At 73.1% G+C, this 24401-nt stretch carries 19 protein-coding genes; 7 read left to right on the plus strand and 12 right to left on the minus strand.

All coding sequences use genetic code 11. The features are described 5' to 3' along the window. Nucleotides 1-17: 17 nt before the first annotated feature. The 4 genes from ACLWS4_RS00100 to ACLWS4_RS00115 all read right to left on the minus strand — a co-directional run bounded on the left by ACLWS4_RS00100 (nt 18) and on the right by ACLWS4_RS00115 (nt 5255). Complete coding sequence (locus ACLWS4_RS00100; protein WP_049650564.1) at nt 18-1715, minus strand: glycoside hydrolase family 13 protein; 1698 nt, start codon at nt 1713-1715, stop codon at nt 18-20. Nucleotides 1716-1828: 113 nt separating this feature from the next. Further along, nucleotides 1829-2734, minus strand: coding sequence for a sugar ABC transporter permease (locus tag ACLWS4_RS00105; protein WP_049650565.1), 906 nt, complete (start codon nt 2732-2734; stop codon nt 1829-1831). Nucleotides 2735-2774: 40 nt separating this feature from the next. Beyond that, the gene (locus ACLWS4_RS00110; protein WP_049650566.1) at nt 2775-3776 is read right to left on the minus strand and encodes a carbohydrate ABC transporter permease; all 1002 of its coding nucleotides are present in this window, start codon (nt 3774-3776) and stop codon (nt 2775-2777) included. Between the two features lie 201 nt (nt 3777-3977). Continuing rightward, a complete protein-coding gene (locus ACLWS4_RS00115) occupies nt 3978-5255 on the minus strand; it encodes an extracellular solute-binding protein (protein ID WP_074004381.1) in 1278 nt (425 codons plus the stop codon). Nucleotides 5256-5565: 310 nt separating this feature from the next. Between ACLWS4_RS00115 and ACLWS4_RS00120 the strand changes: the two genes are divergently transcribed. After that, a complete protein-coding gene (locus ACLWS4_RS00120; protein WP_074004380.1) occupies nt 5566-6069 on the plus strand; it encodes a GNAT family N-acetyltransferase in 504 nt (167 codons plus the stop codon). Nucleotides 6070-6162: 93 nt separating this feature from the next. On the opposite strand, the gene ACLWS4_RS00125 is transcribed toward ACLWS4_RS00120, so the two are convergent. Both ACLWS4_RS00125 and ACLWS4_RS00130 read right to left on the minus strand, forming a co-directional pair. Beyond that, a complete protein-coding gene (locus tag ACLWS4_RS00125) occupies nt 6163-7230 on the minus strand; it encodes an aldose epimerase family protein (RefSeq protein WP_079272479.1) in 1068 nt (355 codons plus the stop codon). Between the two features lie 229 nt (nt 7231-7459). Beyond that, the gene (locus tag ACLWS4_RS00130; protein ID WP_079272478.1) at nt 7460-10474 is read right to left on the minus strand and encodes an ATP-binding protein; all 3015 of its coding nucleotides are present in this window, start codon (nt 10472-10474) and stop codon (nt 7460-7462) included. Between the two features lie 310 nt (nt 10475-10784). Between ACLWS4_RS00130 and ACLWS4_RS00135 the strand changes: the two genes are divergently transcribed. From ACLWS4_RS00135 to ACLWS4_RS00145, 3 genes are all read left to right on the plus strand, one after another. Further along, nucleotides 10785-11732, plus strand: coding sequence for a terpene synthase family protein (locus tag ACLWS4_RS00135; protein WP_049649515.1), 948 nt, complete (start codon nt 10785-10787; stop codon nt 11730-11732). 428 nt (nt 11733-12160) lie between these two features. Next, on the plus strand, nt 12161-13684 hold the full coding sequence (locus ACLWS4_RS00140) for an aldehyde dehydrogenase family protein (protein ID WP_049649514.1): 1524 nt from the start codon (nt 12161-12163) through the stop codon (nt 13682-13684). A 230-nt stretch (nt 13685-13914) separates the two neighbouring features. Beyond that, complete coding sequence (locus ACLWS4_RS00145) at nt 13915-14238, plus strand: hypothetical protein (protein WP_049649513.1); 324 nt, start codon at nt 13915-13917, stop codon at nt 14236-14238. A 79-nt stretch (nt 14239-14317) separates the two neighbouring features. Here ACLWS4_RS00145 and ACLWS4_RS00150 read toward each other — a convergent pair whose 3' ends face one another. Further along, nucleotides 14318-15541, minus strand: a complete 1224-nt coding sequence (locus ACLWS4_RS00150) for a serine hydrolase domain-containing protein (RefSeq protein ID WP_049649512.1) — start codon at nt 15539-15541, stop codon at nt 14318-14320. A gap of 122 nt (nt 15542-15663) precedes the next feature. Here ACLWS4_RS00150 and ACLWS4_RS00155 point away from each other — a divergent pair, with 122 nt between their 5' ends. From ACLWS4_RS00155 to ACLWS4_RS00165, 3 genes are all read left to right on the plus strand, one after another. Beyond that, nucleotides 15664-16173 carry an NUDIX hydrolase gene (locus ACLWS4_RS00155; protein ID WP_049649511.1) on the plus strand — a complete coding sequence of 170 codons (510 nt, stop codon included), beginning with the start codon at nt 15664-15666 and terminating at the stop codon, nt 16171-16173. Between the two features lie 131 nt (nt 16174-16304). Further along, nucleotides 16305-17147: a TetR/AcrR family transcriptional regulator gene (locus tag ACLWS4_RS00160; protein WP_416872995.1), complete on the plus strand. Its 843-nt coding sequence runs from the start codon at nt 16305-16307 to the stop codon at nt 17145-17147. 231 nt (nt 17148-17378) lie between these two features. Beyond that, nucleotides 17379-19316, plus strand: a complete 1938-nt coding sequence (locus tag ACLWS4_RS00165; RefSeq protein ID WP_416872996.1) for a hypothetical protein — start codon at nt 17379-17381, stop codon at nt 19314-19316. Nucleotides 19317-19463: 147 nt separating this feature from the next. Here ACLWS4_RS00165 and ACLWS4_RS00170 read toward each other — a convergent pair whose 3' ends face one another. From ACLWS4_RS00170 to ACLWS4_RS00190, 5 genes are all read right to left on the minus strand, one after another. Continuing rightward, nucleotides 19464-20489 carry a TetR/AcrR family transcriptional regulator C-terminal domain-containing protein gene (locus tag ACLWS4_RS00170; protein ID WP_416872997.1) on the minus strand — a complete coding sequence of 342 codons (1026 nt, stop codon included), beginning with the start codon at nt 20487-20489 and terminating at the stop codon, nt 19464-19466. A gap of 155 nt (nt 20490-20644) precedes the next feature. Then, on the minus strand, nt 20645-21355 hold the full coding sequence (locus tag ACLWS4_RS00175) for a spermidine synthase (RefSeq protein WP_049649508.1): 711 nt from the start codon (nt 21353-21355) through the stop codon (nt 20645-20647). Nucleotides 21356-21457: 102 nt separating this feature from the next. Further along, the gene (locus ACLWS4_RS00180) at nt 21458-22591 is read right to left on the minus strand and encodes a YeiH family protein (RefSeq protein ID WP_416873284.1); all 1134 of its coding nucleotides are present in this window, start codon (nt 22589-22591) and stop codon (nt 21458-21460) included. A 58-nt stretch (nt 22592-22649) separates the two neighbouring features. Then, complete coding sequence (locus ACLWS4_RS00185) at nt 22650-23231, minus strand: cysteine dioxygenase family protein (protein WP_074004375.1); 582 nt, start codon at nt 23229-23231, stop codon at nt 22650-22652. Nucleotides 23232-23355: 124 nt separating this feature from the next. Then, on the minus strand, nt 23356-24261 hold the full coding sequence (locus ACLWS4_RS00190; RefSeq protein ID WP_049649505.1) for a LysR family transcriptional regulator: 906 nt from the start codon (nt 24259-24261) through the stop codon (nt 23356-23358). Nucleotides 24262-24401 lie beyond the last annotated feature (140 nt).

Below are 24401 nucleotides of genomic sequence, written 5' to 3' on the forward strand. Positions count from 1 at the left end.
AGCCTATTCCAACCACGTCAGACCGCCCACCAGCCGGTGCTGTCCGGAGCGAGCACCGTCTCGCCGCCGTCCACCACGAGGTCGGTCGAGGCGAGCAGCAGCGTGCCCGGGGCCGCGATCCGCACCGGCTCGCCGGTGGTGTTCACGGTGCAGACGAAGGCACCGCGGCGGAACGCCAGGGTGCCCTCGGGGCTCTCCAGCCACTCGACCCCGGTGCCGGCGCCGAGGTCGGGCTGGGCCCGGCGGACGGCCAGCGCGCTGCGGTAGAGCTCCAGGGTGGAGTTCGGGTCGCCGGTCTGCGCCTCGACGCTCAGCTCGGCCCACTCGGCCGGCTGCGGCAGCCAGGACGGCCCGCCGGCCACCGGGCCGAAGCCGTACGGGGCCTCGGTGCCGGACCACGGGATCGGGACGCGGCAGCCGTCGCGGTAGCCGTCCTGGCCGGCCTGGCGGAAGAAGGACGGGTCCTGGCGGACCTCGTCGGGCAGGTCGGTGACGTCCGGCAGGCCGAGCTCCTCGCCCTGGTAGACGTACGCCGAGCCGGGCAGCGCGAGCATCAGCAGGGTGGCGGCCCGGGCGCGGCGCAGGCCGAGCGCCCGGTCGCCGGGGGTGCGGATCTGGGTGCCGAGGCCGGGCTCGTTGGCGAACCGGGTGGCGTGCCGGGTGACGTCGTGGTTGGACAGCACCCAGGTGGTGGGGGCGTCGACCGGGCGCATCGAGTCGAGCGAGAGGTCGATCACCTCACGCAGCGCGGCGGCCTCCCAACCGGTGCCCAGGTACTGGAAGTTGAAGGCCTGGTGCAGCTCGTCGGGGCGGACGTAGTTGGCGGTGCGCTGGACGGTCGGAGTCCAGGCCTCGGCGACGCCGATCCGCTGCCCCGGGTACTCGTCGAGGATCGTGCGCCAGCTGCGGTAGATCTCGTGCACGCCGTCCTGGTCGAAGAACGGCATGACGTCGTTGCCGAGCAGCTTCAGCTGGTCGGCGCCGCCGAGGTCGGGCAGGCCGGGGGCCTTGACCAGGCCGTGGGCGACGTCGATGCGGAAGCCGTCCACGCCCATGTCGAGCCAGAACCGCAGGATCGAGCGGAACTCGTCGGCGACGGCCTGGTTCTCCCAGTTGAAGTCGGGCTGCTCCGGGGCGAACAGGTGCAGGTACCAGTCGCCGGGGGTGCCGTCCGGGTTCTCACTGCGGGTCCAGGCCGGGCCGCCGAAGATGGACTCCCAGTCGTTGGGCGGGAGTTCGCCCTGCTCGCCCTTGCCGGGGCGGAAGTGGTAGCGGTCGCGCAGCGGGGAGCCGGGGCCCTCCCGCAGGGCGCGCTGGAACCACTCGTGCTGGTCCGAGGAGTGGTTGGGGACGAGGTCGACGATGATCCGCAGGCCCAGGTCGTGGGCGTCCCGGATGAGGGCGTCGGCGTCCAGCAGGGTGCCGAACATCGGGTCCACGGCGCGGTAGTCGGCGACGTCGTAGCCGGCGTCCGCCTGCGGCGAGGCGTAGAACGGCGAGAGCCAGACCGCGTCCACCCCGAGGTCGCGCAGGTAGGGCAGGCGGCTGCGGACGCCGGGCAGGTCGCCCATGCCGTCGCCGTTGGAGTCGGCGAAGCTGCGCGGGTACACCTGGTAGATGACCGCGTCCCGCCACCAGCCTCTGGACGCGCTGACGTTCGCCTCGTGAGCGGTGTCGGCGGCAGGCCGGGAGGTGTCGGCCAGGTTCTGGGTCATGGACGGTATCCCTTGGGGACTAGAGGAGCGGAAGGCGCCGGGACGTGGAGGCGCGTGACGACGTGGTCGGGAACGGCGGCGTTGCGGGTGGTGCGTGACGACGCGGTGGCGCGCTACGACTTGGAGGCACCGGCGGTCAGACCGGTGACCAGGTGGCGCTGCACCAGGTAGAAGAAGGCCGCGGACGGGATCGCAATCAGCACGGCGGTCGCGGCCATCAGGTTCCACTGGGCGTCGTGCTCGCTGACGAAGGTCTGCAGGCCCACGGCCAGCGTGTACTTGTCGGAGCTGAGCATGAACGTGGAGGCGAACGGCACCTCGGCCCAGTAGGTGAGGAACGAGTAGAAGGCCGCCACCGCCAGGCCCGGGCGGGCGAGCGGCAGAACCAGCCGCCAGAAGGTGCCGAACGGGCTGAGCCCGTCGACCCGGCCGGCCTCGTCGATCTCCACCGGGATGGTGTCGAAGTAGCCCTTCAGCAGCCAGGCGCAGTACGGCACGGTGGTGGTCGAGTAGACCAGGATCAGACCGGTGTAGCTGTCCAGCAGGCCGAGTTCGGAGAGCATCGTGTACATCGGGACGATCAGCACCGCGATCGGGAACATCTGGGTGACCAGCAGCGACCACATCAGCGGCTTGTGCCCGGGGAACTTCATCCGGGAGACGGCGTAGCCGGTGGTGGCGGCGAGCATCACGCCGAACACGGTGGTGACCCCGGAGACCAGCAGGGCGTTGCCGAACCAGGTGAAGAAGTCGGTGTCGGACAGCACGTGCTGGTAGTTCGACAGCGTCAGCTTGTCGAGGATCTGGCCGGGGTGGAGGTAGTCGGTCTTGTCCGGGCCGAGCGAGACGAACAGGATCCACGCGACCGGGAACAGCGCGATCAGGCCGGCCAGGATCAGGGTGCCGTGGGACAGCGCCCGGGCCAGCGGGCTGCGCTCGCCGCGGCGGCGGACCTTGGCGGGCCGGGCCGCCGGGGCCGGGGCCGCCGCACGGGCCGGGAGTTCGGTGGTGGTGCTCATCGGGGGTACCTGCCTTCGTGGGTCAACTGGGTCCGGGGCCTCAGCCGTTGGCCTGCTCGTTGCGGGCGAGCCAGCGCCGGTAGAAGGCGGTGAAGACGATCAGGATGGACAGCAGGATCACGCCGTAGGCGGCGGACTGCGCGTAGTCCCGCGGGATCTGGCCGAAGCCGAGGCGGTACGCCCAGGTGACCAGCAGCTGGGCGTCGGGGGCGCCGGTGCCGAACAGCAGGAAGATCACGTTGAACTGGTTGAACGTCCAGATCACGCCGAGCAGCACGACCGTGGAGGAGACGGAGCGCAGCCCGGGCAGGGTGACGTACCGGAAGCGCTGCCAGGCGGTGGCGCCGTCCATCTCGGCGGCCTCGTACAACTCGGCCGGGATCGACTGGAGGCCGCCGAGCAGCGAGATCATCATGAACGGCACGCCGGCCCAGGTGTTCACCATGATCGCGGCCGCCTTCTGCGCCCACGGCTCGGTGAGCCAGCCCGGCTCGGGCAGGTGCAGGAAGGAGAGGATGCTGTTGACGACGCCGCCGTCGGCGAGCATCAGCCGCCAGGAGAAGACGGTGACGAAGGTCGGTACGGCCCACGGCAGGATGAGCAGCATCCGGTAGGCGGCGCGGCCGCGCAGCTTCTGGTTGAGCAGCAGCGCGAGGCCGAGCCCGAGGGTGTAGTGCAGGAAGACGCAGACGGCCGTCCAGGCGATGGTCCAGACGAAGTGCGACCAGAAGCGGTCGTACGAGCCCGGGCCCCACAGGATGTCGGCGTAGTTGTGGAAGCCGACGAACTGGTAGGTCGCCGGGATCTCGTTGACGCCGATCTTGCGCGCCATGTTGAGGCTGTTGGCGTCGGTGAGGGTGAGCCAGATGCCCTCGGCGAGCGGGTAGAGCACCAGCACGCCGAGCACCAGCACGACCGGGGCGATCATCGCGTAGGCGTACCAGTGCTTGGCGTAGGACCGCTTGACGCGTTCCAGCAGGCCCGGACGCTGCTCGCGCTCCCGGCTGCCCTTGCCGGTGGCGCCCTGCACGGCGACTGACATCGTTTGCACCTTCTCGGGGGGATTCTCGGGGGGAGCCGACGGCCCGGCCCTCCGGGGGGCGACAGGTGAGGGCGGCGCCGAACGGCGGACGGCGAACAACTGACAGATGATGAAATCTGTTCTCTGTTATTCGTTCGCCGTCACGCGTTCGGCCGCTCCTCGTCCGCTGTCACCCGTCGACCGGCGGGCCGGGCACAGGGACTACTTGGCGAAGCCCGGCAGGAGCTTGGCGTAGTCGGTGGAGACGGTGTTCAGCGCGTCCTGGGTGCTCGTCCCCTGGACGGCCTTGCCCAGGTTGGTGCTCAGCGAGGCGAACAGCGAGCTGTACTCGGGCAGTTCGGGGCGCGGCTTGGCGCTGCTCAGCACGGCCTGGAAGCCGGCGATGCCCGGGTCGGCCTTGACGTCGGCGGTGAAGGCGTCGGAGCGGGTCGGCAGGGTGGAGTTCTTCTGCGCGATGAACGCCTGGCTCTCGGCCGAGGTCATGAAGGCGGCGAACTTCTCCGCGGCGGCCTTGTGGGCCTTGTCGGCACCCGCGTACACGGCGATGTTGTGACCACCGGTGGGAGCGGCGGCCTTGCCGCTGGAGCCGGCCGGGACGGCGGCGATGCCGAGGTTGTTCTTGTCGGCGAAGGCCGAGCCCTTGTAGATGTTGGTGATCTCCCAGGGGCCCTGGACGATCGCCGCGACCTTGCCGCTGTTGAAGGCGTCCATCATGTGGGCGTAGGCGTCGGTGGTGACGTCGGCCTTGACGGTGCCGGGCGAGGTGAACATCGTCTTGTAGGTCTCGACGGCCTTGACGGCCTCCGGCGAGGCGACGCTGATCTTCTTGCCGGCGGCGTCGACGGTGTCGGTGCCCTCGCCGTACAGGAACGGCATCGCGTAGTAGCCGTCCGCGGCCTTCAGCCAGAAGCCGTCCACGCCGGCCTTCTCCTTGACGGCGGCGGCGTCGGTCTTCAGCTCGTCCCAGGTCTTCGGCGCCTCGGTGATGCCGGCCTTGGTGAACAGCTCCTTGTTGTAGAGCAGGCCGAGCGTGTCGGTCACCAGCGGAACGCCGTACAGCTTGCCCTCGTACTTGGCCTGCTGGATCAGGCTCGGCTGGAAGGCGGAGGTGTCAGCGGCGGCCGGGGTGCCGTCCAGCGGCTCCAGGAAGCCGGCCTTGGCGAAGGCGGCGGTCCAGCCGACCTCGGAGCGGAACACGTCCGGAGCACCCTTGGCCCCCATGGCGGTCTGCAGCTTGTTCTGCGCCTGGTCGAACGGCACGTTGACGAAGTCGACCTTGACGGTCGGGTTCGCAGCCTCGAACTTCTTGACGAGCTCCTGGTAGTTCGGCGCCTCGTTGGTGGCGTTCGACGTGTCCCAGTACGTGAGGGTGACCGGCCCGTCGGCCTTGCCGTCGGAGCTGGAGCCGCTGCTGCCACAGGCAGCCATCGAGACCGCGAGGGCCACAACGAGGGCAGAGGCCGCGATGCCACGCCGCATGAGAACTCCTAGGGAGGGTGGGGGTGCCCGAGATGTTCCGAGACAGGCGCATAATGGCTGCCTCGTGCCGACCGCACCGTTGCTGCCGTCGGGCTCGGGAAGGAAGTTAACAGCGGCGCAAGAGGGACGGAAAGTCCTTGCAGCAAGTTTCTGCAAGAAACCGCGATCGTTACGCCCGCGTGTCCTGGACGTAGCCACTCGGTAGTTGACGGCGGCACCGATTGCCCCGTTTCGCCCGATTCACCCCTCCGTGGGCTGGCCGACGGAACCACCGTGCGTGGCCGGAAACGCTCTGCAGCAGACTGGACGCATGCGAATCAGAGCCGTCACCAGGGACGAACTTCCGCTGCTCGCCGAGCTGGAGCGGGCCGCCGGCGCACCCTTCGCCGCGATCGGCATGCCGGAGATCGCCGAGGACGAACCCCCCGCACCCGAGGAGCTGGCGCACTACCTGGAGCGGGGCGTCGCCCTGCTCGCCGAGGCCCCCGACGGAACCGTCGCCGCCTACCTGCTGGCCGAGCCGGTGGACGGCGCCCTCCACATCGAACAGGTCTCCGTGCACCCCGACCACGCCCGCCGCGGCATCGGCCGGGCGCTGATCGAGCACCTCGCCGAAACCGCCGACGCCCCCGCGCTCACCCTCACGACCTTCGTTGAGGTCCCCTGGAACGCCCCCTACTACGCCCGCTGCGGCTTTCGGCCGCTGGCCGAGGAGGAACTCACGCCGGGCCTGCGGGAGATCCGCCGCAAGGAGGCCGAGCACGGCCTGGACCGCTGGCCCCGGCTCTGCATGCGCCGGGACCTGCGGCCGTAGCGCCGGCCCCGGCCGGCCGGTCCTCCTGATCAGCCCTGCCGGTCGGTCCCAGCCGTCGGTTCGGTCCCACCCGTCGGTTCGGTCCCACCGGTCCTACTGGTGGGTCCCCAGCCGGAGCACGGTGGTCGAGCGGAACTCCTCCCCCGGCCGCAGCTCCGTGCTGGGGAACGCCGGGTGGTGCGGGGAGTCCGGGAAGTGCTGGGTCTCCAGGGCGATCCCGGCGAACGGCCCGTACGGGACGCCGCTCGCGCCGGTGACCGCGCCCTGGAACTTGTTCGCCGTGTAGACCTGGATGCCCGGCTCGGTGGTCAGCACCTCCAGGGTGCGGCCGCTGACCGGGTCCTCCAGCAGCGCGGCCCGCACCGGGGCCCCGTCCGCGGGACGGGCGCGCAGCACCCAGTTGTGGTCGTAGCCGCCGGGCCCGGCCAGCTGGGGGTGCTCGTCGTGCACCGACTTGCCGATCGGCGTGGCCGCCGTGAAGTCGAACGGCGTGCCGGCCACCGGCTCGGTCCGACCGTACGGGATCTGCCGCTCGTCGGCCGGGGTGTACGCGTCGGCGTCCAGGGTGAGCAGGTGGCCCAGGACGTCGCCGCTGCCTTCACCCGCGAGGTTGAAGTACGCGTGGTTGGTCAGGTTGACGACGGTCGGCTTGCTGGTGACGGCACGGTAGGCGATCACCAGCTCACCGGAGGCGTCCAGGGTGTACGTGACGGTGACGTCCAACGCGCCGGGGAAGCCCTGGTCCCCGTCCGGGCTGTGCAGCGCCAGCCGCACCCCGCCCTCGACCGGCTCGGCCGCCCACATCCGGTGCGCGAAGCCGTCCGGACCGCCGTGGATGGTCATGCCGCCGCCGGTCGGAGCGAGCTGGTGCTCCTCGCCGTCGATGGTGACCGACGAGCGGTCGATCCGGTTGGCGTACCGGCCCACCACCGTGCCGTAGTGCCGGGCCGGGCCGAGGATCTCGGACAACCGGTCGGTGGCAAGCAGCAGTTGGGCGGAGCGGCCGGAGCGGTCCGGTGCGCTCAGGGTGTGCAGGGTCGCCCCGAGGGTGAGCACGCTCGCCTCGTACGGGCCGGCCGTGAGCGTCCAGCGCTCGATCGCGGCACCCGCGCCCGAAGGGTCCAGGGGTTCCTGCCGCACGCTGGTGGCCTCGCTCGCCATTGGCCTGCTCCTCACTGGCGGCGGGCGTTGCACCGCGTCCGCCCGGTTCCGGGTCCGTCGAGGGGGCGCCGCGGCAGCCCCGTGTCCGTCAGCCTAGCGACGGCGGCGGCAGCGGGGGCGCTTCCACCAGCCCACGCGCCGCCCCGCGCGCCGCCGTCCACCATCCGCACGCCGTGCGCCGGACCCGACCGCCGGGCGCTGACCGCCGCGCCCGGCACCGGCCGGTCGCCTAGTCGTTCAGGTCCCCCAGCCGCCCCAGGTCCCGCTGCTGCGGCGGCAGCCCGAGCGCCGAGGCCAGGCCGTCCGGCCCGCTGCCCGCCTTGCGGTAGACCGCCGCCAGCCGCCGGTTGACGATTCCGATCGGCACCCCGAGCTCGTCGGCGATCCGCTGCGGCGGCACGCCCTGCACGGCCCGCTTGGCGACCTCCCACTCCGAGCTGCTGAGCGTCTCCAGGGTGTCCCGGAAGTCGCGCAGCCCCACCCGGTTGGGCCGCAGGCCGTAGTTGGCGAGCTCCTGCCGCGCCCGGTCGACCAGCCCCTCCGCCGAGCAGTGCTGGGCCAGCTCGATGCCCTGGTACAGGCACTCCTGGGCGTCGTCCAGCCGACCGACCCGGCGCAGCGCGGCCCCGAGGTCGACCAGCGCGACGGCGTGCTCGTAGCCGGCCGGGGACTGCCCGAGGTACGCCACGGCCTCCTCCAGCAGCTCGACCGCCTGTCGGCCGTGCTCGATCCGCGCGTACAGCCGCAGCGCGCTGCCGATCGCCGAGGCGGTGCCGAAGGCCCGCGCGTCATGGACCGCCTTCTGGGCGTACTCCCGGGCACGCTCGGGCTCGTCGCCCGCAATCGCGATGGCGAGGTGGCCTGCCCAGGGCGCCCAGACGGTGTTGCGCCAGCCGCGGATCTCCAGCTGGGAGCCGGCCTCGGTGAGCGCGGCGGCCGCGCCCGCGTTGCGGGTCTTGGCGACCAGCAGCTTGCCGTACAACGAGGCTGCGTCCGGCAGCACCATGGCGGTCGCGTGGTACGGCGGGTGGAAGCCTGAGTCGTTGGCCAGCTGCCAGGCCTCGTCGATCCGGCCGCGGGCGAGCAGGGTGTCGACCAGCACGCCGACCGCGTCCCAGGCCAGCGGCAGCATGTCCCCGATCCGCTCGGAGATGCGGTGCGCCCGGCGCAGGAAGTCCTCGGCCTCGGCGAGCAGGCCGCGGCGGAACCGGGCCAGGCCCATCAGGAAGTAGGCGAAGCCCCGGTGGGCGCCGCTCCAACCGGCCACCTCGAACTGGATGATGGCGTCCGCGGCCAGCCGTTCGGCCTGGGCGATGCGGTCGTTGTAGATGTACGTGAGGCAGAGCATCGAGGGCAGTTCGAAGCCCCAGGTGGTGTCGGTCCACCCGAGGCCCTTGGGCAGCCGCCCGCCGTCGAGGACCTCGTCGGCGAGCGCGAGCGCCTCCGCGGACGGGGCGCCGCGCAGGGTGAGGTCCCAGGCGCGCATGGCGAGTACGGCCCGGGCGGAGGCCTCCTTGCCGTTCAGGCTCCGGCACATCTCGCCGAGCCGGGCGGAGCGGCCCGGGCCGTCCTCCTCGGACTTGCGGAAGGCGTGCCACATGAACGAGGCGGCCTGGAGCCGCTGACGGCCGGCCGGGTCGACGGTCTGCTCGGCCTCGCGCTGGCAGACCAGGGCGGCCTCGCCCAGCTCACCGGCGTGGGCGAGCACCTCGGAGAGCCGGAAGGTGGCGTCCACGCGCAGTTCGGGCCGCAGCGGCAGCTCGTCGGGGTCGAGGGCCAGCTTGAGCTGGTTGACGGTGGCGACGGGGTCGGTGAGCAGTGCGGAGCAGCCGAGTTCGTACATCACCTCGGCCTTGATCTCGTCGGCGGGCGGCTCGTTGAGCGCGCGGTGCAGACAGCGCTGGGCGGCCTCGGGGGCGCCGATCAGCTGGTGCTCGATGGCGGCGCGGCGCAGCTTCTTGACGATCCGGTCGTCGCCCTCGCCGGAGTGGGTCTCGACCAGGTGGCGGGAGGCGGCGAGCAGGCCGAGTCCGGCGTTCTCGATCTCGGCGGCGGCGATGCCGTGCATGCCGAGGCGGGTGGCGTCAGGCATGGTGTTGTAGATGGAGCTGGCGATCAGCGGGTGGACGAACTCCAGGTTCCCGTTGGGGGTCTGGGTCAGCACTCGCTGCTTGCGCAGCTGCTTGATGGACTCGCGGGCGCCCTCGGTGCTCTGGGTGGAGATCCGGGTGGCGAGGTCGACCCGGATGTCGGTGCCCAGCATCGCGCAGGCCCAGGCATACCGCAGGGTGCTGGCGCCTAGCCGGTCCAGCCAGCTCTTGAGGGTCATCCCGGTGGCGTCGACGGCGAGTTCGCGCAGCTGCCGGGAGTTCTCCTCGACCGGTTCGAGCTCCTGGTCGCGGACCTGGTCGAGCAGGGCGATGACCTCGAACGGGTTGCCGTTGACGACGTTCCAGAACTCGTAGCAGAAGGCCTCCTCGGCCTTGTCGCCGAGTTCGGCACGGATCATGTCGGTGACCGAGCTGAGGTTGAGGCGGTTGAGCTCGTGCCTGCGCGCCTTGAGTCCGAGGACGGCCCGGCGGAATTCCTGGGTCTCGGTGGGCCAGTCGCTCTCGTCCTCCCGGAAGGCGAAGACGAGCAGGACGGGAAGTTCACTCGATCGGATGGCGAACTTGGTCAGCCAGGAGAGTGACTCCCCGTCCGCCCAGTGCAGGTCGTCGACGATCATCACCATCGGCGCCCGGCGCGGCGCGAGCTGGGTGAGGACGTAGTCGAGGCCGTCGCGCACGCCCTGCGGGTCGAGGCGGCGGGCGCCGGCCTTGGGCTGCTTGAGGCCCATGGCCGGTCCGACGACCTCCTCCCAGGTGCCCATGACCTGGGCGAACACGTCCGGCGGCAGGTCACTGAGCACGGGCTGGAGCAGCTGCCGCAGCACGTGGTACGGATCCTTGAACTGCCGTTCTCCGCCTCGGGCGAAGAGCACGGTGGCGCCGTCGCGGAGCTTGGCGAGCCGCCGGACCTCGTGCAACAGACTGGTCTTTCCGATGCCGGGGCGGCCGGAGAAGGTGAGCAGGTCACCGATCTCGGTGCCACCTGCGGCGAAGCCGCGGCAGAGCTGGTCCACGGCGGCCTCCACCGAGCGCAGTTCGGAGTCGCGGTCGTGCAGCCGGACCCGGGGCGCGGTGCCGTCGCCCTCGTGGGCGGAACCAGCACCCGCCCGAATTGCGTTCTCCTGCTCGGTCACCGTCGTGCCTCCGCCTCGCCCGCTCGCGTCACAGCTCCATCACTGCGTGCAGCCGAGGTTAGCGCCGCGCGGCCGTTCCCGTGGGGCATTCGTGCAGGCTGGGGCGGACGGTGAGGGTTCGGGCGGCTTGTCAAGGGCAACTGCCCTATATCCCTAACGTCCGATCATTGCATCAGATACCCTACGGCCTTCGAGGTTCGGATGATCTTGCGGAACCCACCCCCACCGCCCGCGCCTCGCCGCGTCAACTCCCCCCACCATCAGCGCTCGAACAAAAAGCGCCCCCAACCTCCGCTGCACCGGGAGTCCGATGTCTGACGACACCTCACTTCAGATTCCGTTCCCGCACCGCCGCAGTCCGCACGGCCCGCGCGCCACCGCACTGCACCGGGACTGGCTCATCCGCCACCCCCTGCTACCCGACGCCGACCACCCCGGCTACGCCCACTGGGAAGTGGTGGACCTCGCCGCGCTCGGCTACCCGGACGCCGGTCCGGACGAACTCGCCCTGGCCGCCGACCTGATGGGCTTCTACTTCCTCTTCGACGACCAGTTCGACGGCCCGCTCGGCCGCCGCCCCGCCGAAGTCGCCCCGATCTGCGAACGGCTGATCGCCGTCCTGCACGGCGCCCGCCCCGACCAGGACTCCCCGGTCGAGACCGCGTTCGCCGACCTGTGGGACCGCAGCGTCCAGGGCATGCCGGCCCGCTGGCAGGCCCGCGCCGCCTACAACTGGGAGTACTACCTGGCCAGTCACCCGGCCGAGGCGGCCGGCCGGATCTCCACCCGGCCGCCGGACCGCGACGGCTACCTGGAGCTCCGACGGGGCACCGCGGCCATGGAGACCATCTTCGACATGGTCGAACGCCTGGGCCAGTTCGAGGTCCCGGCCGCCGTCCTGCACCACCCGGTGCTGCGCCAACTCCGCCAGCTGGCCGCCGACATACCGTCCCTCAGCAACGACGTGCGCTCCTACCCGCTGGAGGCGCCGCGCGGGGACGTGAACAACCTGGTCATGATCGTCCAGCGGGAGCGGTGCTGCTCGGCCGAGGAGGCCTGCGCGGCGGTCATCGCCGAGGCCCAGCTGATGGTCGACCGCTGCGCCGAGCTGCGCGACCGACTGCCGGACGTCCACCGCGAGTTGGGCCTCTCCCGGATCGAACGCGTGATCGCCGAGCGGTACGCGGACGGACTGCTGACCTGGCTGGCCGGCTACCTCAGCTGGGAGGCCCGCACCGGGCGGTACCACGCGGTCTGACCGGCGTCCGCCCCGAACCGCCCGACGGGCGTACGGCGGCCCGCCCCGGGAGCGCCGTCCGGGCCACGCGGCGGCGTGCGGCGGCACGCCGCGGGAACGCGGCCCGAACGCGCGCCCCGCAGCGATCCGGTTCCGGGCGCCCGAGGTGATCCGCTCCGGGGCGCCCCTGGTGATCGGCTCCGGACTCCCGTCGGCACGCCCCCGGGAGCGGCCGGCGGACACACCCTCCGTACGGGCCCGGCGTACGGACCGTAGCCGCGCCGGGCGCCGGGCGGTTATCGTGCTCGACGGCGGGCGCCCGGCGGGGCGCCGGTCCGATGGCGTGTCCCACCCCTCCCGCCGGACCGCCCCCTGACCGGGCGGTCCGGCGTGCCGCCCGCGGCCCGAGCCGCACCGACGGCACCCGACGCAGCGAGGAGACACCGAGCATGACGGTCTACCAGCCCCCCGGCACCCCCGGCAGCATCGTCGCCTACCGCTCCCGGTACGAGCACTGGATCGGCGGCGACTGGACGCCCCCGGTGCGCGGCGAGTACTTCGGCAACCCGACCCCGGTCACCGGCGAGGTGTTCACCGAGGTCGCCCGGGGCACCGCCGAGGACATCGAGGCCGCCCTGGACGCGGCCCACGCCGCCGCCCCGGCCTGGGGCCGCACCTCGGCCGCCGAGCGGGCGCAGGTGCTGCTGCGGGTCGCCGACCGGATGGAGGCCAACCTGGAGCGGCTGGCCGTCGCGGAGAGCTGGGAGAACGGCAAGCCGGTGCGCGAGACGCTGGCCGCCGACCTCCCGCTCGCCGTCGACCACCTGCGCTACTTCGCCGGTGCGCTGCGGGCCCAGGAGGGCAGCCTCTCCCAGCTGGACGAGGACACCGTGGCGTACCACTTCCACGAGCCGCTGGGCGTGGTCGGCCAGATCATCCCGTGGAACTTCCCGATCCTGATGGCGATCTGGAAGCTCGCCCCGGCGCTCGCGGCCGGCAACGCGGTGGTGCTCAAGCCCGCCGAGCAGACCCCGGCCTCGGTGCTGCTGCTCGCCGAACTGACCGCCGACCTGCTGCCGCCCGGCGTGCTCAACATCGTCACCGGCTTCGGCGAGGAGGCCGGCGCCCCGCTCGCCGCCAGTCCCCGGGTCCGCAAGGTCGCCTTCACCGGCGAGACCACCACCGGCCGGCTGATCGCCCGCTCGGCGGCCGACAACCTGATCCCGGTCACGCTGGAGCTCGGCGGCAAGAGCCCGAACGTGTTCTTCGCGGACGTCGCCGCCGCCTCGGACGCCTTCTACGACAAGGCCGTCGAGGGCTTCGCGATGTTCGCCCTCAACCAGGGCGAGGTCTGCACCTGCCCCAGCCGCGCGCTGATCGACTCCGCGATCTACGAGCGGCTGCTCGCCGACGGCCTGGAGCGGGTCCGGGCGATGCGCCAGGGCGACCCGCTGGACACCGAGACCCAGGTCGGCGCCCAGGCCAGTGTCGAACAGCTGAAGAAGATCCTCTCCTACTTCGAGATCGGCCAGGAGGAGGGCGCCAAGCTCCTGGCGGGCGGCGAGCGGGCCGACCTCGGCGGCGCGCTGGCCGGCGGGTACTACGTCACGCCGACGGTCTTCGAGGGCGACAACTCGATGCGGGTCTTCCAGGAGGAGATCTTCGGACCGGTCGTCTCGGTCACCCGCTTCGACGGCTTCGACCACGCCGTCGCCCTCGCCAACGACACCCAGTACGGGCTCGGCGCGGGCGTCTGGACCCGCAGCCTCAACACCGCCCACCGGGCCGGCCGCGCCATCCAGGCGGGCCGGGTCTGGACGAACTGCTACCACGCCTACCCGGCCCACGCGGCCTTCGGCGGCTACAAGAACTCCGGCATCGGGCGGGAGAACCACAAGGCGCTGCTGGAGCACTACCAGCAGACCAAGAACCTGCTGGTCAGCTACTCCCCCGACGCGGTCGGCTTCTTCTAGGAAGTCGGCTTCCTCCAGGGAGCGGAGCGGCAAAGCGGAGCGGGAGGCCCACCAGGGCCTCCCGCTCCTCGCCACTCCCCGTGGCGGGCTCCGGGGCGATTCGCCTGTTCCGGGGATCAAAGCACATGAATGCGCCCAATTCACCGACGCGCCGCCGACATGCCCGGACGGCCCGCGCGAAAGCCGTAGACAGGACTCCCCGTACCCCAACCCCGATCCGGGAGTCCCGCGTGACCATCGCCCCCACGAAACTCAGCGACCCCGCCGTCCGCGCCTTCGTCACCGCGGTCAACGCGGGCGACCGCGAGGCCTTCTTCGCGCTGCTCGCCGCGGACGCGACCATGTCCGACGACGGGTCCGAGCGCGACCTGGCGGACTGGGTCGACCGGGAGATCTTCGGCCCGAACGGCCGGATGGCCGTCCAGACCGAATCGCACGGCGGCCACGCGCTGGTCGCCGAGTTCACCAACGAGACCTGGGGCACGATGCGCACCGCGTGGCGCTTCACCGTCGACGGCGGGAAGATCCGCCGCTTCGAGACCGGCCAGGCCTGAAGCGACCGGCCTGGCCCGGGGCCACCAGCCAGGCCTGGGACTACCGGCCGGGCCTCGGGGCTACAGGCTGACCCCGGGGCTACCGGTCCAGCCCCAGGCACCCCCGCACCGCGCGGATCAGGTTCCGCGAGCGGACGTCCCCGGTGACACCCGGCTGCATGCCGTTGGTGACGTAGCCGAAGCCCAGCCCCAGGTCGGGGTCGGCGAAGCCGAGCGAGCCGCCCCGGCCCGGGTGGCCGAAGCTCGCCGGGGAGGCCATCGGCGCGGTCGGGCCGTGCCGCCAGAAGCCCAGGCCGAAGGTGGAGTTGACGATCAGCACCCGGTCCGGCCCGCTCACCGCCGGCCCGACCGCGCGGGCCAGCACCTCGGGGCCGAGCAGCGGCGGCAGCAGCGCGCCGGAGCCGTCCGCACGGTCGGCCGCACCGATCAGCGCCGCGTAGAACCGGGCCAGCGACCGGGCGGTGCCGATGCCGCCGGCCCCGGGGATCTCGGCGGCCTGCACCGCCGGGTCGTTGAGGTCCACGCCGGGGCGCACCGAGGCGAAGGAGCGGGCGGTCAGCGAGGCCGGGTCCTGGTAGGCGTCCCGGACGGACTGCTTGGGCCGCAGCCGCAGCCCGCTCGGACCGGTCCGCGCCGCCTCCGGGGCCGGCAGGTCGACCAGCTTGCCGACCCGGGGGGCGGCGCCGGCCGGCAGCCCGATCCACAGGTCCAGCCCGAGCGGCCGGGCGACCTCCTCGGCGAAGTACTGGCCTATGGTCCGGCCGCTCACCCGGCGCACCACCTCGCCGACCAGCCAGCCGAAGGTGTACGGGTGGTAGCCGTGCGCGGTGCCGGGTTCCCAGGCGGGCTCCTGCGCGGCGACGGCGGCGGCCGCGCGCTCCCAGGTGAGCACGTCCTCCAGCCGCAGCGGCACGTCCAGCGCGGGCACCCCGGCCTGGTGCGAGAGCAGCTGGCGCACCGGGACGCGGCCCTTGCCGGCCGCCGCGAACTCCGGCCAGTACGAGGCCGCCGGGGCGTCCAGGTCGAGCAGGCCGCGCTCGACCAGCAGCAGCGCGGCGGTCGCGGTGAGGCCCTTGGTGACCGAGCGCAGCACCTGGGCGGTGTCCGCCGTCCACGGCACCGCGGGCGCCGGCCGGCCGCCGACCTCCGGCCGGGCGTCGCCGCCCCACAGGTCGACCACCTTGCGGCCGCGCACGTACAGCGCGAAGGCCGCGCCGAGCTCGCCGTAGTCGGCGAAGTTCCGTGCGAAGGCCTCCCGTACGGGCTCGAACCCCTCGGCCGTCTCGCCCCAGATCTCCACCACCGCGTGCCGTCCTCGACCAGTTCCGCTGCTTCTCATGCCATGTGCGCTCGCTTTCGATCTCCTTCAATCCTTCTTCGATCGAATTCGTTCGAACCGAGCCCCGAAACCCTAACCTGTCCCCCATGACCAACCCTGCCGAAGAACTGCTGGACATCGTCGACGAGCACGACCGCGTGATCGGGACCGCCCTGCGCGGTGAGGTGTACCGGCGCGGGCTCACCCACCGCTGCGTCTTCATCCTGGTCCGCGACCCGGCCGGACGGATCTTCGTCCACCGCCGCACCGACACCAAGCTGTTCGCCCCCGGCGCGTACGACATGTTCGTCGGCGGCGTGGTCGGCTCCGGCGAGACCTACGCCGAGGCCGCCGTCCGCGAGGCCGAGGAGGAACTCGGCGTCCACGGCGTCACCCCGCGGCCCCTGTTCAAGTTCCTCTTCGAACAGGACCGGCTCTCCTGGTGGTGCGACATGTACGAGGCGGAGTGGGACGGCCCGGTCTCCCCCCAGGAGTCCGAGGTCGCCTGGCACGCCTGGCTCACCCCCGCCGAACTCGCCGACCGCCTCACCCGCGACACCTTCGTCCCCGACGGCCTGGAGGCCTACCGCCGCTACCTGGAGCTCCGGTCCGCCTAGCGCCGCCGCAGCCTCGGGGCCGACGGTTCGCGGTGCGGGGCGGCGTGCGGGCTTCGGAGACGGCGTGCGGGCCGACGGGCGGCGCGCCCCAGGCTCCACCGGAGGGCCCGCGACGAACTAGGGTGGCGCGCATGGCCTCCCGTACGCCGTCTCCGACGGCCGACCACGCAGCACGGACCTCCGCATCCGCCGGGGCGGCGGGCGGGCGGCCGCGTCGGCGGCTGAGCGTGGACGAGCGGCGGGAGCAGCTGATCGCCGTGGCGCTGGAGCTGTTCAGCCGCCGACCGCCGGAAGAGGTGTCGATCGACGACATCGCCGCCGCCGCGGGCGCCTCCCGGCCGCTGGTCTACCACTACTTCCCCGGCAAGCAGGCGCTGTACGAGGAGTCGCTGCGGCGGGCCGGGCGGGAACTGTCGGCGCGGTTCGAGGAGCCCATGGAGGGGCCGCTGTCGGAGCGGCTGCACCGGGTGATGGGCCGCTACCTGGACTTCGTACAGAGCCACGGGCCGGGCTTCGCCGCCCTGCTGCGCGGCGGCTCGGTGGCGGCCAGCGCGGGCACCTCGGCGGTGATCGACGACGTGCGCCGGGCGGCGCAGGAGCAGATCCTGGCCCACCTGGCGATCCCCGCGCCGAGCGTCGGGCTGCGGCTGACCGTCCGGGCCTGGATCGCCAACGCCGAGATCACCTCGCTGGAGTGGCTGTCCGAGCGCTCGGTGCCGCTGGCGGAACTCCAACTGCACCTGGTGCAGGAGTTCGTCGCGGCGCTCACCCTCACCGCCGCCCGTGAGCCGGCGCTCGCCGCCGAACTGGCCTCCTTCTTCGCCGACGAGCGCCCCGACGGCCCGACCGGGCGCCTGGTGCGGGACCTTGCGGGACTGTTCGCCGTACCGGGGATCGTCGAGGCGGTCACCGCGCTCGCGGCCGACACCCCCGACGACGGGTCCGCGCACGCCACCGGGGCCGCCGCCGAGTGACCCGCGCGGTCGGCGGAGCGGTAACCGTGCCCGGCGGAGCGGTAGCCGGGGTCGGCGCCGGACTCGTCGCCGCGCGCCGACCGTCCAAGTGATCATCGGGTGATCCTGCGGTTCGGTCAGGACAGTGGGCTCTGATAGGAATGAGCAGGGATCTGACGGCGCGCCGCCGCGCCGGGGCCGGTCCCACCCGAACCACCGACAGCAGACGGAGCAGAGCGGGGGGCTCACCAGGTGACCCAGGACGTCCAGTTCAGCGTGGAGGCCAATCCCTTCGCGGCAGCGGAGCAGGTCTGCGCGACCCTCGGCACCCTCACCGACGCCCTCTTCGACCAACACACCTCGCGCCACCCGGCGGCCTCGCTGAGCGCCCTGCGGACGGCCGAACACCCCGCCGCCGAGGCGCTGTTCGCCCTGCCGCTGGCCCCCAACGGCCCGGTGCACACCGCCCTCGACCGGCTCGGCACGGTGACCACCGCGGGCACCGGACGGCCGGGCACCGGCGCGCGGCTCACCGACCGGGTGGTCACCGCGCTCCAGGCCCGGTACGGCGGCGGCGCGGTGCGCGGTGCCATCGCCGACCGGGGCACCACCTCGGCCGTGCTGTTCCAGCTCCCGGTCACCGGCGAGTTCGCCGACGCCAAGCTGCGTCCGCCGTTCGCCCCCGCGCTGGCCGCGCTGGCGGCCGGGCAGCAGACCCGCCAGCCGGTCGAACTGCCCACCGGCGCGGGCGCCGAGGTCCGGCTGGTCGTACCGCCCGGCTTCCACTCGCTGACCTCCCCGGGCGGCCCGCCCGGCGTCTCCGCCCGTACGGTGCCCCCGCTGCCCGACGGCGTGGACCGGACCAGCGGCAGCGCGACCGGTGGGAGTGCGAGCGGCGGCAGTGCGAGCGGTGGCAGTGCGAGCGGTGGGAGCGCCCCGGCCACCGTGGCGGCCGCCGATGAGCTGGCCCGGCACCTGGCCGAGGTCGCCGAGGAGCTGTTCAGCGCGACCGGTCCGGAGCCGCGGCGCGACTTCGCGGTGATCTCCGCCACCCTGGCCGACCTGATCCGCGACGCGGGCGTCGTGTACGCCGGCGTCTGCGCGCTGGAGCTGGACGACCGCGCCTCGGACGCCGCCCTGGTCGTCTCGCTCGCCCGGCACCCGCTGCCGATCACCGCGCTCGCCACCGAGCTGGCCACCGTCCGGCGGCACGCCGAGGTGTGGACCGTACTGCTGCCGGCCGGACCGGCCGCCGTCCTGGTCGAGGGCCGGACCGTCCCGGTACCCGGACCGCTGGCCGCCGACGGACAGCGGCGCTGGGTGGTCACCTCGGCCGTCCAGGCCTTCGTGCCGCTGCCGGACGGCGGGACGGTGCTGTGCGCCCAGCTGTCCACGGCACGGCCGGAGGACTGGGAGCTGTACACGGAGGCGTTCGCGGAGCTGCTGAAGAGCATCCAGTTCGGCTGGGACGGCGTACCGGTCCCCGGCGCCGCGGCCGCCGTCCCGGCCGCCGCGGTGAGCAGCGTTCCGACCCCGGCGCCCGCTCCCGCCCCGACCCCGTCGCCTGCTGCCGCCGTCGAGGAGGCAGCGGCGGAGGCACCGGAGGAGAGGCCGGTGCACCTGCGCGGCACACCGGTACGGGTGCCTCCCGCGGACTTCAACCCCTTCGCGCCGGTCGCGGAGACCCCGGAGGTCCCCGCCGCCGGTGGGGACCAGGCGGCACCGGACACCGAGGGCGGACCGAAGGGCACCCCGGTGATGGTCCCGCCGCCGGACTTCAACCCCTTCGCCATGGGGGGCATCCCGGACCTGTCGGGCGACGCGCCCGCCACCCGGCCCGCCGGGGCGGCTCCGGTCGCCGATCCGTTCGGCACCACGGTCGCGGCCGAGCAGAAGGCCGACCCGTTCGGCACGACTCTCCCCTCCCAGGGCCCGGCCGTCCCGCCGCCGCCCTCGACCCCGCCCGTCATCCCGGCCCAGGCACCGCCCGCCGCGGCCGCGGCGGCGGAGCGGAGTTCGGGGCAGGGCGGGGACGCGGAGGAGCCGGCTCCGGGTAAGGGCACGCCGGTGATGGTCCCGCCGCCGGACTTCAACCCGTTCGCCATCGGGGGCCTCCCGGACCTGTCGGCTCCCGAACCGGAGCCGGCGGAGGAGGCGGACGCCGAACCGCAGAACCGCCCGTTCGGCTGAGCCGGAGGCGGGGGAAGCCGCTGCGCGCCGTCACCGCGAACGGGTGACGACCGTCAACGGACAGCTGACGGCTGACGGCTGACAGGTAACAACCGACAGATAACAGCTGACAGATTTCAGCGAACGAAATCTGAAATCTGTTACCTGTCAGCTGTTCGCCGCCCCCTGCCCCCGCCGCTCGATCATCAGACCGACCCCGTCCAGCATCCGCGCCATCCCGAACTCGAACAGCGCCTCCAGGCCCAGGTCGATCTCCGGCCCCCGGTTCATCGCGTCGAACATCGGGAACCGCTCCGGATCCACCATCAGCCGGGCGTGCTCCTCACCCTCCACCCGGTCCATCCACTCCTCCGCGGACAGCCCGCTGTCCTGCTCGGCCTGCGCCTCCCGCTCGAAGTGGACGGCCAGCCCGCACACGAACGCCGCCAGGGCGACGGCCGCCTGGGCCATCTCCTCGCCGCTCAGACCCCGCCCCGCCAGGGCGGCCATCGACCGCTCGGTGTGCAGTGCGGCGTCCGGCGCCAGCACGGGCCGGGTGAAGGACATCGTGGAGGCCAGCCACGGGTGGCGCCGGTAGATCCGCCACTGCAGCCGGGCGACCGCCTCCAGCCCCTCCCGCCAGTCCTCCGCCAGCGGCTCGGGCAGCGGCTGCTCCCCGAACGCCACGTCCGTCATGAGCCGCAACAGCTCGTCCTTGCCGGGCACATGACGGTAGAGCGACATCGTCGCGACGCCCAGATCGGTCGCGACCCGGCGCATCGACAGCGCCGCCAGCCCCTCCTCGTCGGCCACCCGGACGGCCGTCGCGACGATCCGCTCCCGGGTAAGCTCACCCTCGCCGCCCGCTCTCACCCGCCGCGCCGCGGTCGGCGCCGTGGCCGGCTCCGCCACCGGCCGCGCTTCCCGCGCCGGTTCCCGCCGCGGTTCCCGGGCCCGGACCTCCTCCGGAGCTGCCTTCCCGGCCACCACCGTGCCCACCCCGGGAACGGCCCGTACGAGCCCTTCCTCCCGGAGGCGGTTCAGCACCTTGGTCGCCGTGGCCATCGCGACGCCCCACTCCTGGGTGATCCGCCGGGTGGACGGCACCCGCGCCCCCGGCGCCAACTCCCCTGCCGCGATGCGACGTCGGAGCTCGGCCGCGATCCGCTCCGAGGGACTCCCGCTCTCAGCCACCCGATCCCACCATCAACCTGCCGTTCAACAGCCTTGGTGCCGACAGCAGTTGACGCACCAGGCGCCAACCATCGGCCGCCACAGCCGGGTTCACCCGCGATCCGGCCGCACCCGGCCCGATCCGCGTCCGCCCTCAGCCGGCCCTCAGCGCGCCCTCAGTCCGCCCGCCGGGCCAGGTGCACCACGTCCGGCACCCCCCGGGCGACCGGGATCTCGTGCGTCACCACGTCCGAGAACCCCACCGCCCGCAGCGCCTCCTCGAAGGCCGGCGAAGGCTGCGCGCTCCACACCGCCAGCACCCCGCCCGTCCGCAGCCGGTGCCACAGCACCGCGAGCCCGTCCGCGCCGTACAGCCCGTCGTTGGACTCGGTGACGGTCCAGTCCGGCCCGTTGTCGATGTCCAGGCACAGCGCGTCATAGCGCTCGCCGTCCGCCGCCGCGAGGTACTCCAGCAGGTCGGTGTGGAGCACCTCGACCCGCGCGTCCTCCAACGCACCGTCGGAGAAGGCGCCGAGCGGGCCGGTCCGGTGCCAGTCGATGATCGCGGTCTCCCGCTCGACGATGGCGATCCGTCCCCAGCGCGGCTCGGCCGCCGCGTACGCCAGCGAGAAGCCGACCCCGAGGCCCCCGATCAGCACCGACGGCCGCTCGACCGGGCCGCCCGTGCGGTCCAGCTCGTCCAGCGCCGCCTGGATCAGCAGCCGCTCCGAGCGCCCGTCGGCGGTGTCCATCAGGAAGCAGCCGTTGGCGATGATCTCGAAGTCCCGACCGCGTTGCCGGAGCACCACCTCGCCGTACGGACCCTCCCGCCGGTCGAGGGTGACGACGGCCTCGTGGCCGTCGCGTTCGGGCAGTGCGGTGGTCATCCGTCCCCCTTGGTGGACTCGGGCGAACTCGGCTGCGGTGCCGCCCCCGTACGGACGGGGCGGGCACCTGCCCGACAATAGCCGAGTCCGCACCCGGGTCCGTCAGGTCGTGACCAGCACCCCGACGTACGAGACGCCCGCGACGACCACCCAGGACCCGAGTCCGAGCAGGGCGATCCGCCCGCCGGTGCGGGCCATGGTCGGCAGGTGCACCGCACTGCCCAGGCCGAACAGCGCGGCGGCCAGCAGCAGCCCCTGGGCGTCCGCGGCCAGGTCGAGCGCCCGCTCGGGCAGCACCCCGGTGGTCCGCAGGACGATCATCGCGAGGAACCCGGCCACGAACAGCGGCACGATCGGCGGACGGCTGCCGGTCTTCACCGACTTCTCAGCCGGCTTCGCGCTCGACTTATCGCCCGACACTGCGCCCGCCGCGCCCTCCTCACCCGCCCCGCCCGCCGCTGAGACCCCCACCGGAGCGCCCACCGGCGCCCCGACCGGAACCTCCGCCAAGGCCGCCACCCGCGCCGCCCGCAGGTTCCGCCGCACCGCCACGGCCACCCCCGCGACCAGCGGCGCCAGCAGCACCACGCGCATCAGCTTGACCAGCACCGCTTCGCGCAGCGCCCCGGCCCCGCCGGTCTGCGCGGTGGCGACCACCTGCCCGACGTCGTGCACGCTCGCCCCGACCCAGCGCCCGAACTCCAGCTCGCCGAGCCCGAGCGGGTGCTGGAGCAGCGGCAGCACGGCGATCGCCAGCGTCCCGCAGAGGGTCACCAGCGCCACCGAGGCCGCGACGTCCTCCTCCTCGCTGCCCGCCGCCTGGCTGACCGCGCCGATCGCCGAGGCCCCGCAGATCGAGTACCCGGTGGCGACCAGCAGCGGCTGGTCCCCGGGCAGGCCGAGCCGCCGACCCAGCCAGAGCGTGCCCGCGAAGGTGGCCGCGACCACCGCGAGCACCATGGCGACGGTGGCCCAGCCGAGGCCGAGCACGTCGTCCAGGCTGAGCTTGAGCCCGAGCAGGACGATCCCGAGCCGCATCAGCCGCTTCCCGGCCGTGGACAGCCCCGGCCGGGCGATCCCGCGGACCACCGGGCGCAGCCCGGGCAGGTGGGCCACCAGCATGCCGAGCAGGACGGCGGCGGTGAGTTCGGGCACGGCCGGCACCAGCGCGTGGATGCCCAGCGCGGCGGCCACTCCGAGGGCCGCGAGCAGCAGCCCGGGGGCGTCCCCGCGCATCGGGGGCAGTGAGCGGGTGCCGGCGGTGCGATGCCTGAGGGTCAGTGCCACGCCGCCCTCACTGCTGCCGGTCGGCGGGCAGCCGGTAGACCCGCCGGATGCTGGTGCCGAGCCGCGAGACGTCCGCGCCGTAGACGTGGATGGAGATCGCCGTGCTGCTACAGGAGTTGCGCACCAGGTGGATGTCGCCGGGCGGGGCGAAGGCGGCCACGGTGCCGGCCGGGCCGGCCACGTGCTCGGTCTCGACCAGCCGGGAGGTGGGGCCGTCGGAGACCAGCCGGTAGCGGGTCTCGCTCTCCTGGCCCTGGTGGACGCCGGCCACGCACCAGGAGACGTGGTCGTGGATCGGGGTCTGCTGCCCGGGCAGCCAGACCAGGGCGACGACGGAGAAGCTGCCGTCCCCCTCCGCGTGCAGGACGTGCTGGCGGTAGCGCTGCGGGTCGCCCTCGCGCTGGGCGGGGGTGAGCAGCGCGTCGGGCCCGTCCGGGTCGGCGTGCAGGTGCGGGGCGAGGCGCTCGCCGACCAGGTAGGCGGTGAGCTCCGGCGGGAGCCCGCGGTCCACGACGGCGCGGATCTCACTGATCAGCGCGGTCATCCGCTCGGTGAGCCGGTCGCTGCCGACCGTGGCTGAGGGTGTCATCCCAGCAGGTTCGAACCTATGGACCCATCACGTCCAAGGAGGGTTTGTAAGCAATCTCCCCATCAACGCTTATAGGTTGCCGGGTAGCAGTCCTTGCTCGTCGGTCATGTCGCCCGCCGACGGGTCAGCACCCGACCCGGCTCGCCGCCGCCTGCCGCAGGTGGTCCAGCACCAGCCCGGTGGCCGGGATCCGCCGGTGCTCGCGCAGCACGTACGCGCTCACCTGCCGCCGCAGGTGCGGCTCGACGGCCCGTCCGGTGACCTTGCGGTGGCACATGAAGGAGAGCACCAGCGCCGGCATCAGCGCGATCCCGACCCCGGCGGCGACGAGCGACTGCACCGCGAGGTTGTCGTCGGTGGAGAAGACGATGTCCGGTGCGAAGCCCTCCTCCGCACAGACGTGCAGCAGGTTGGCCCGGCAGCGCGGACAGCCGGCGATCCAGCGTTCGCCGCCGAGGTCGGCCAGCCGTACGGCGTGCCGGCGGCCGAGCGGGTGCCCGACCGGCAGCAGAACCGTGAGCAGGTCCTCCATCAGCGGGATCTCGTCCACGCCCTCCGGCACCTCGGCGGCCGCGCCGGGGTACCGGAACGCCAGCGCGATGTCGCACTCCCCGCGCAGCAGCCGCTGGACGGAGTCCGGCGGCTCGGCCTCCAGCAGCTCGACCCGCACACCGGGGTGCTCGGCCAGCAGCCGGGCCATCGCCTGGGGTATCAGGGTGGCGTTGGCGCTGGGGAAGGCGCAGACCCGCACCCGACCGGCGCGCAGCCGGGCCAGCGCGGCGAGCTGCTGCTGGGCGGCGGACATGCTGCCGAGGATCAGCTCGGCGTGCCGGGAGAGCGCCTCGCCGGCCTCGGTGAGCCGCAGTCCGCGCCCGGCCCGGGTGAAGAGCGGGACGCCGACGGTGCGTTCGAGCGCCTTCATCTGCTGGGTGATGGCGGGCTGGGTGTAGCCCAGTTCGCGGGCGGCGGCCGAGTAGGAGCCGGCCCGGACGACCTCGTGGAACGTCCTGATGTGCCGCGAATCGAACACCGGCTCCATGGTCCCTCCCGCCCTCTCGTCCACCGTCGGCAGCCCCGTTCCGGCCGCGCTCCGGTCGTCCACGGGCCGCGCCCGGGCGCCCGAGAATCATAAGAGGAATTTGGAGGTACCGACCCCAACCCCACCCGTAC

The organism is Kitasatospora sp. SC0581, from assembly GCF_048159585.1.
GTDB lineage: Bacteria > Actinomycetota > Actinomycetes > Streptomycetales > Streptomycetaceae > Kitasatospora.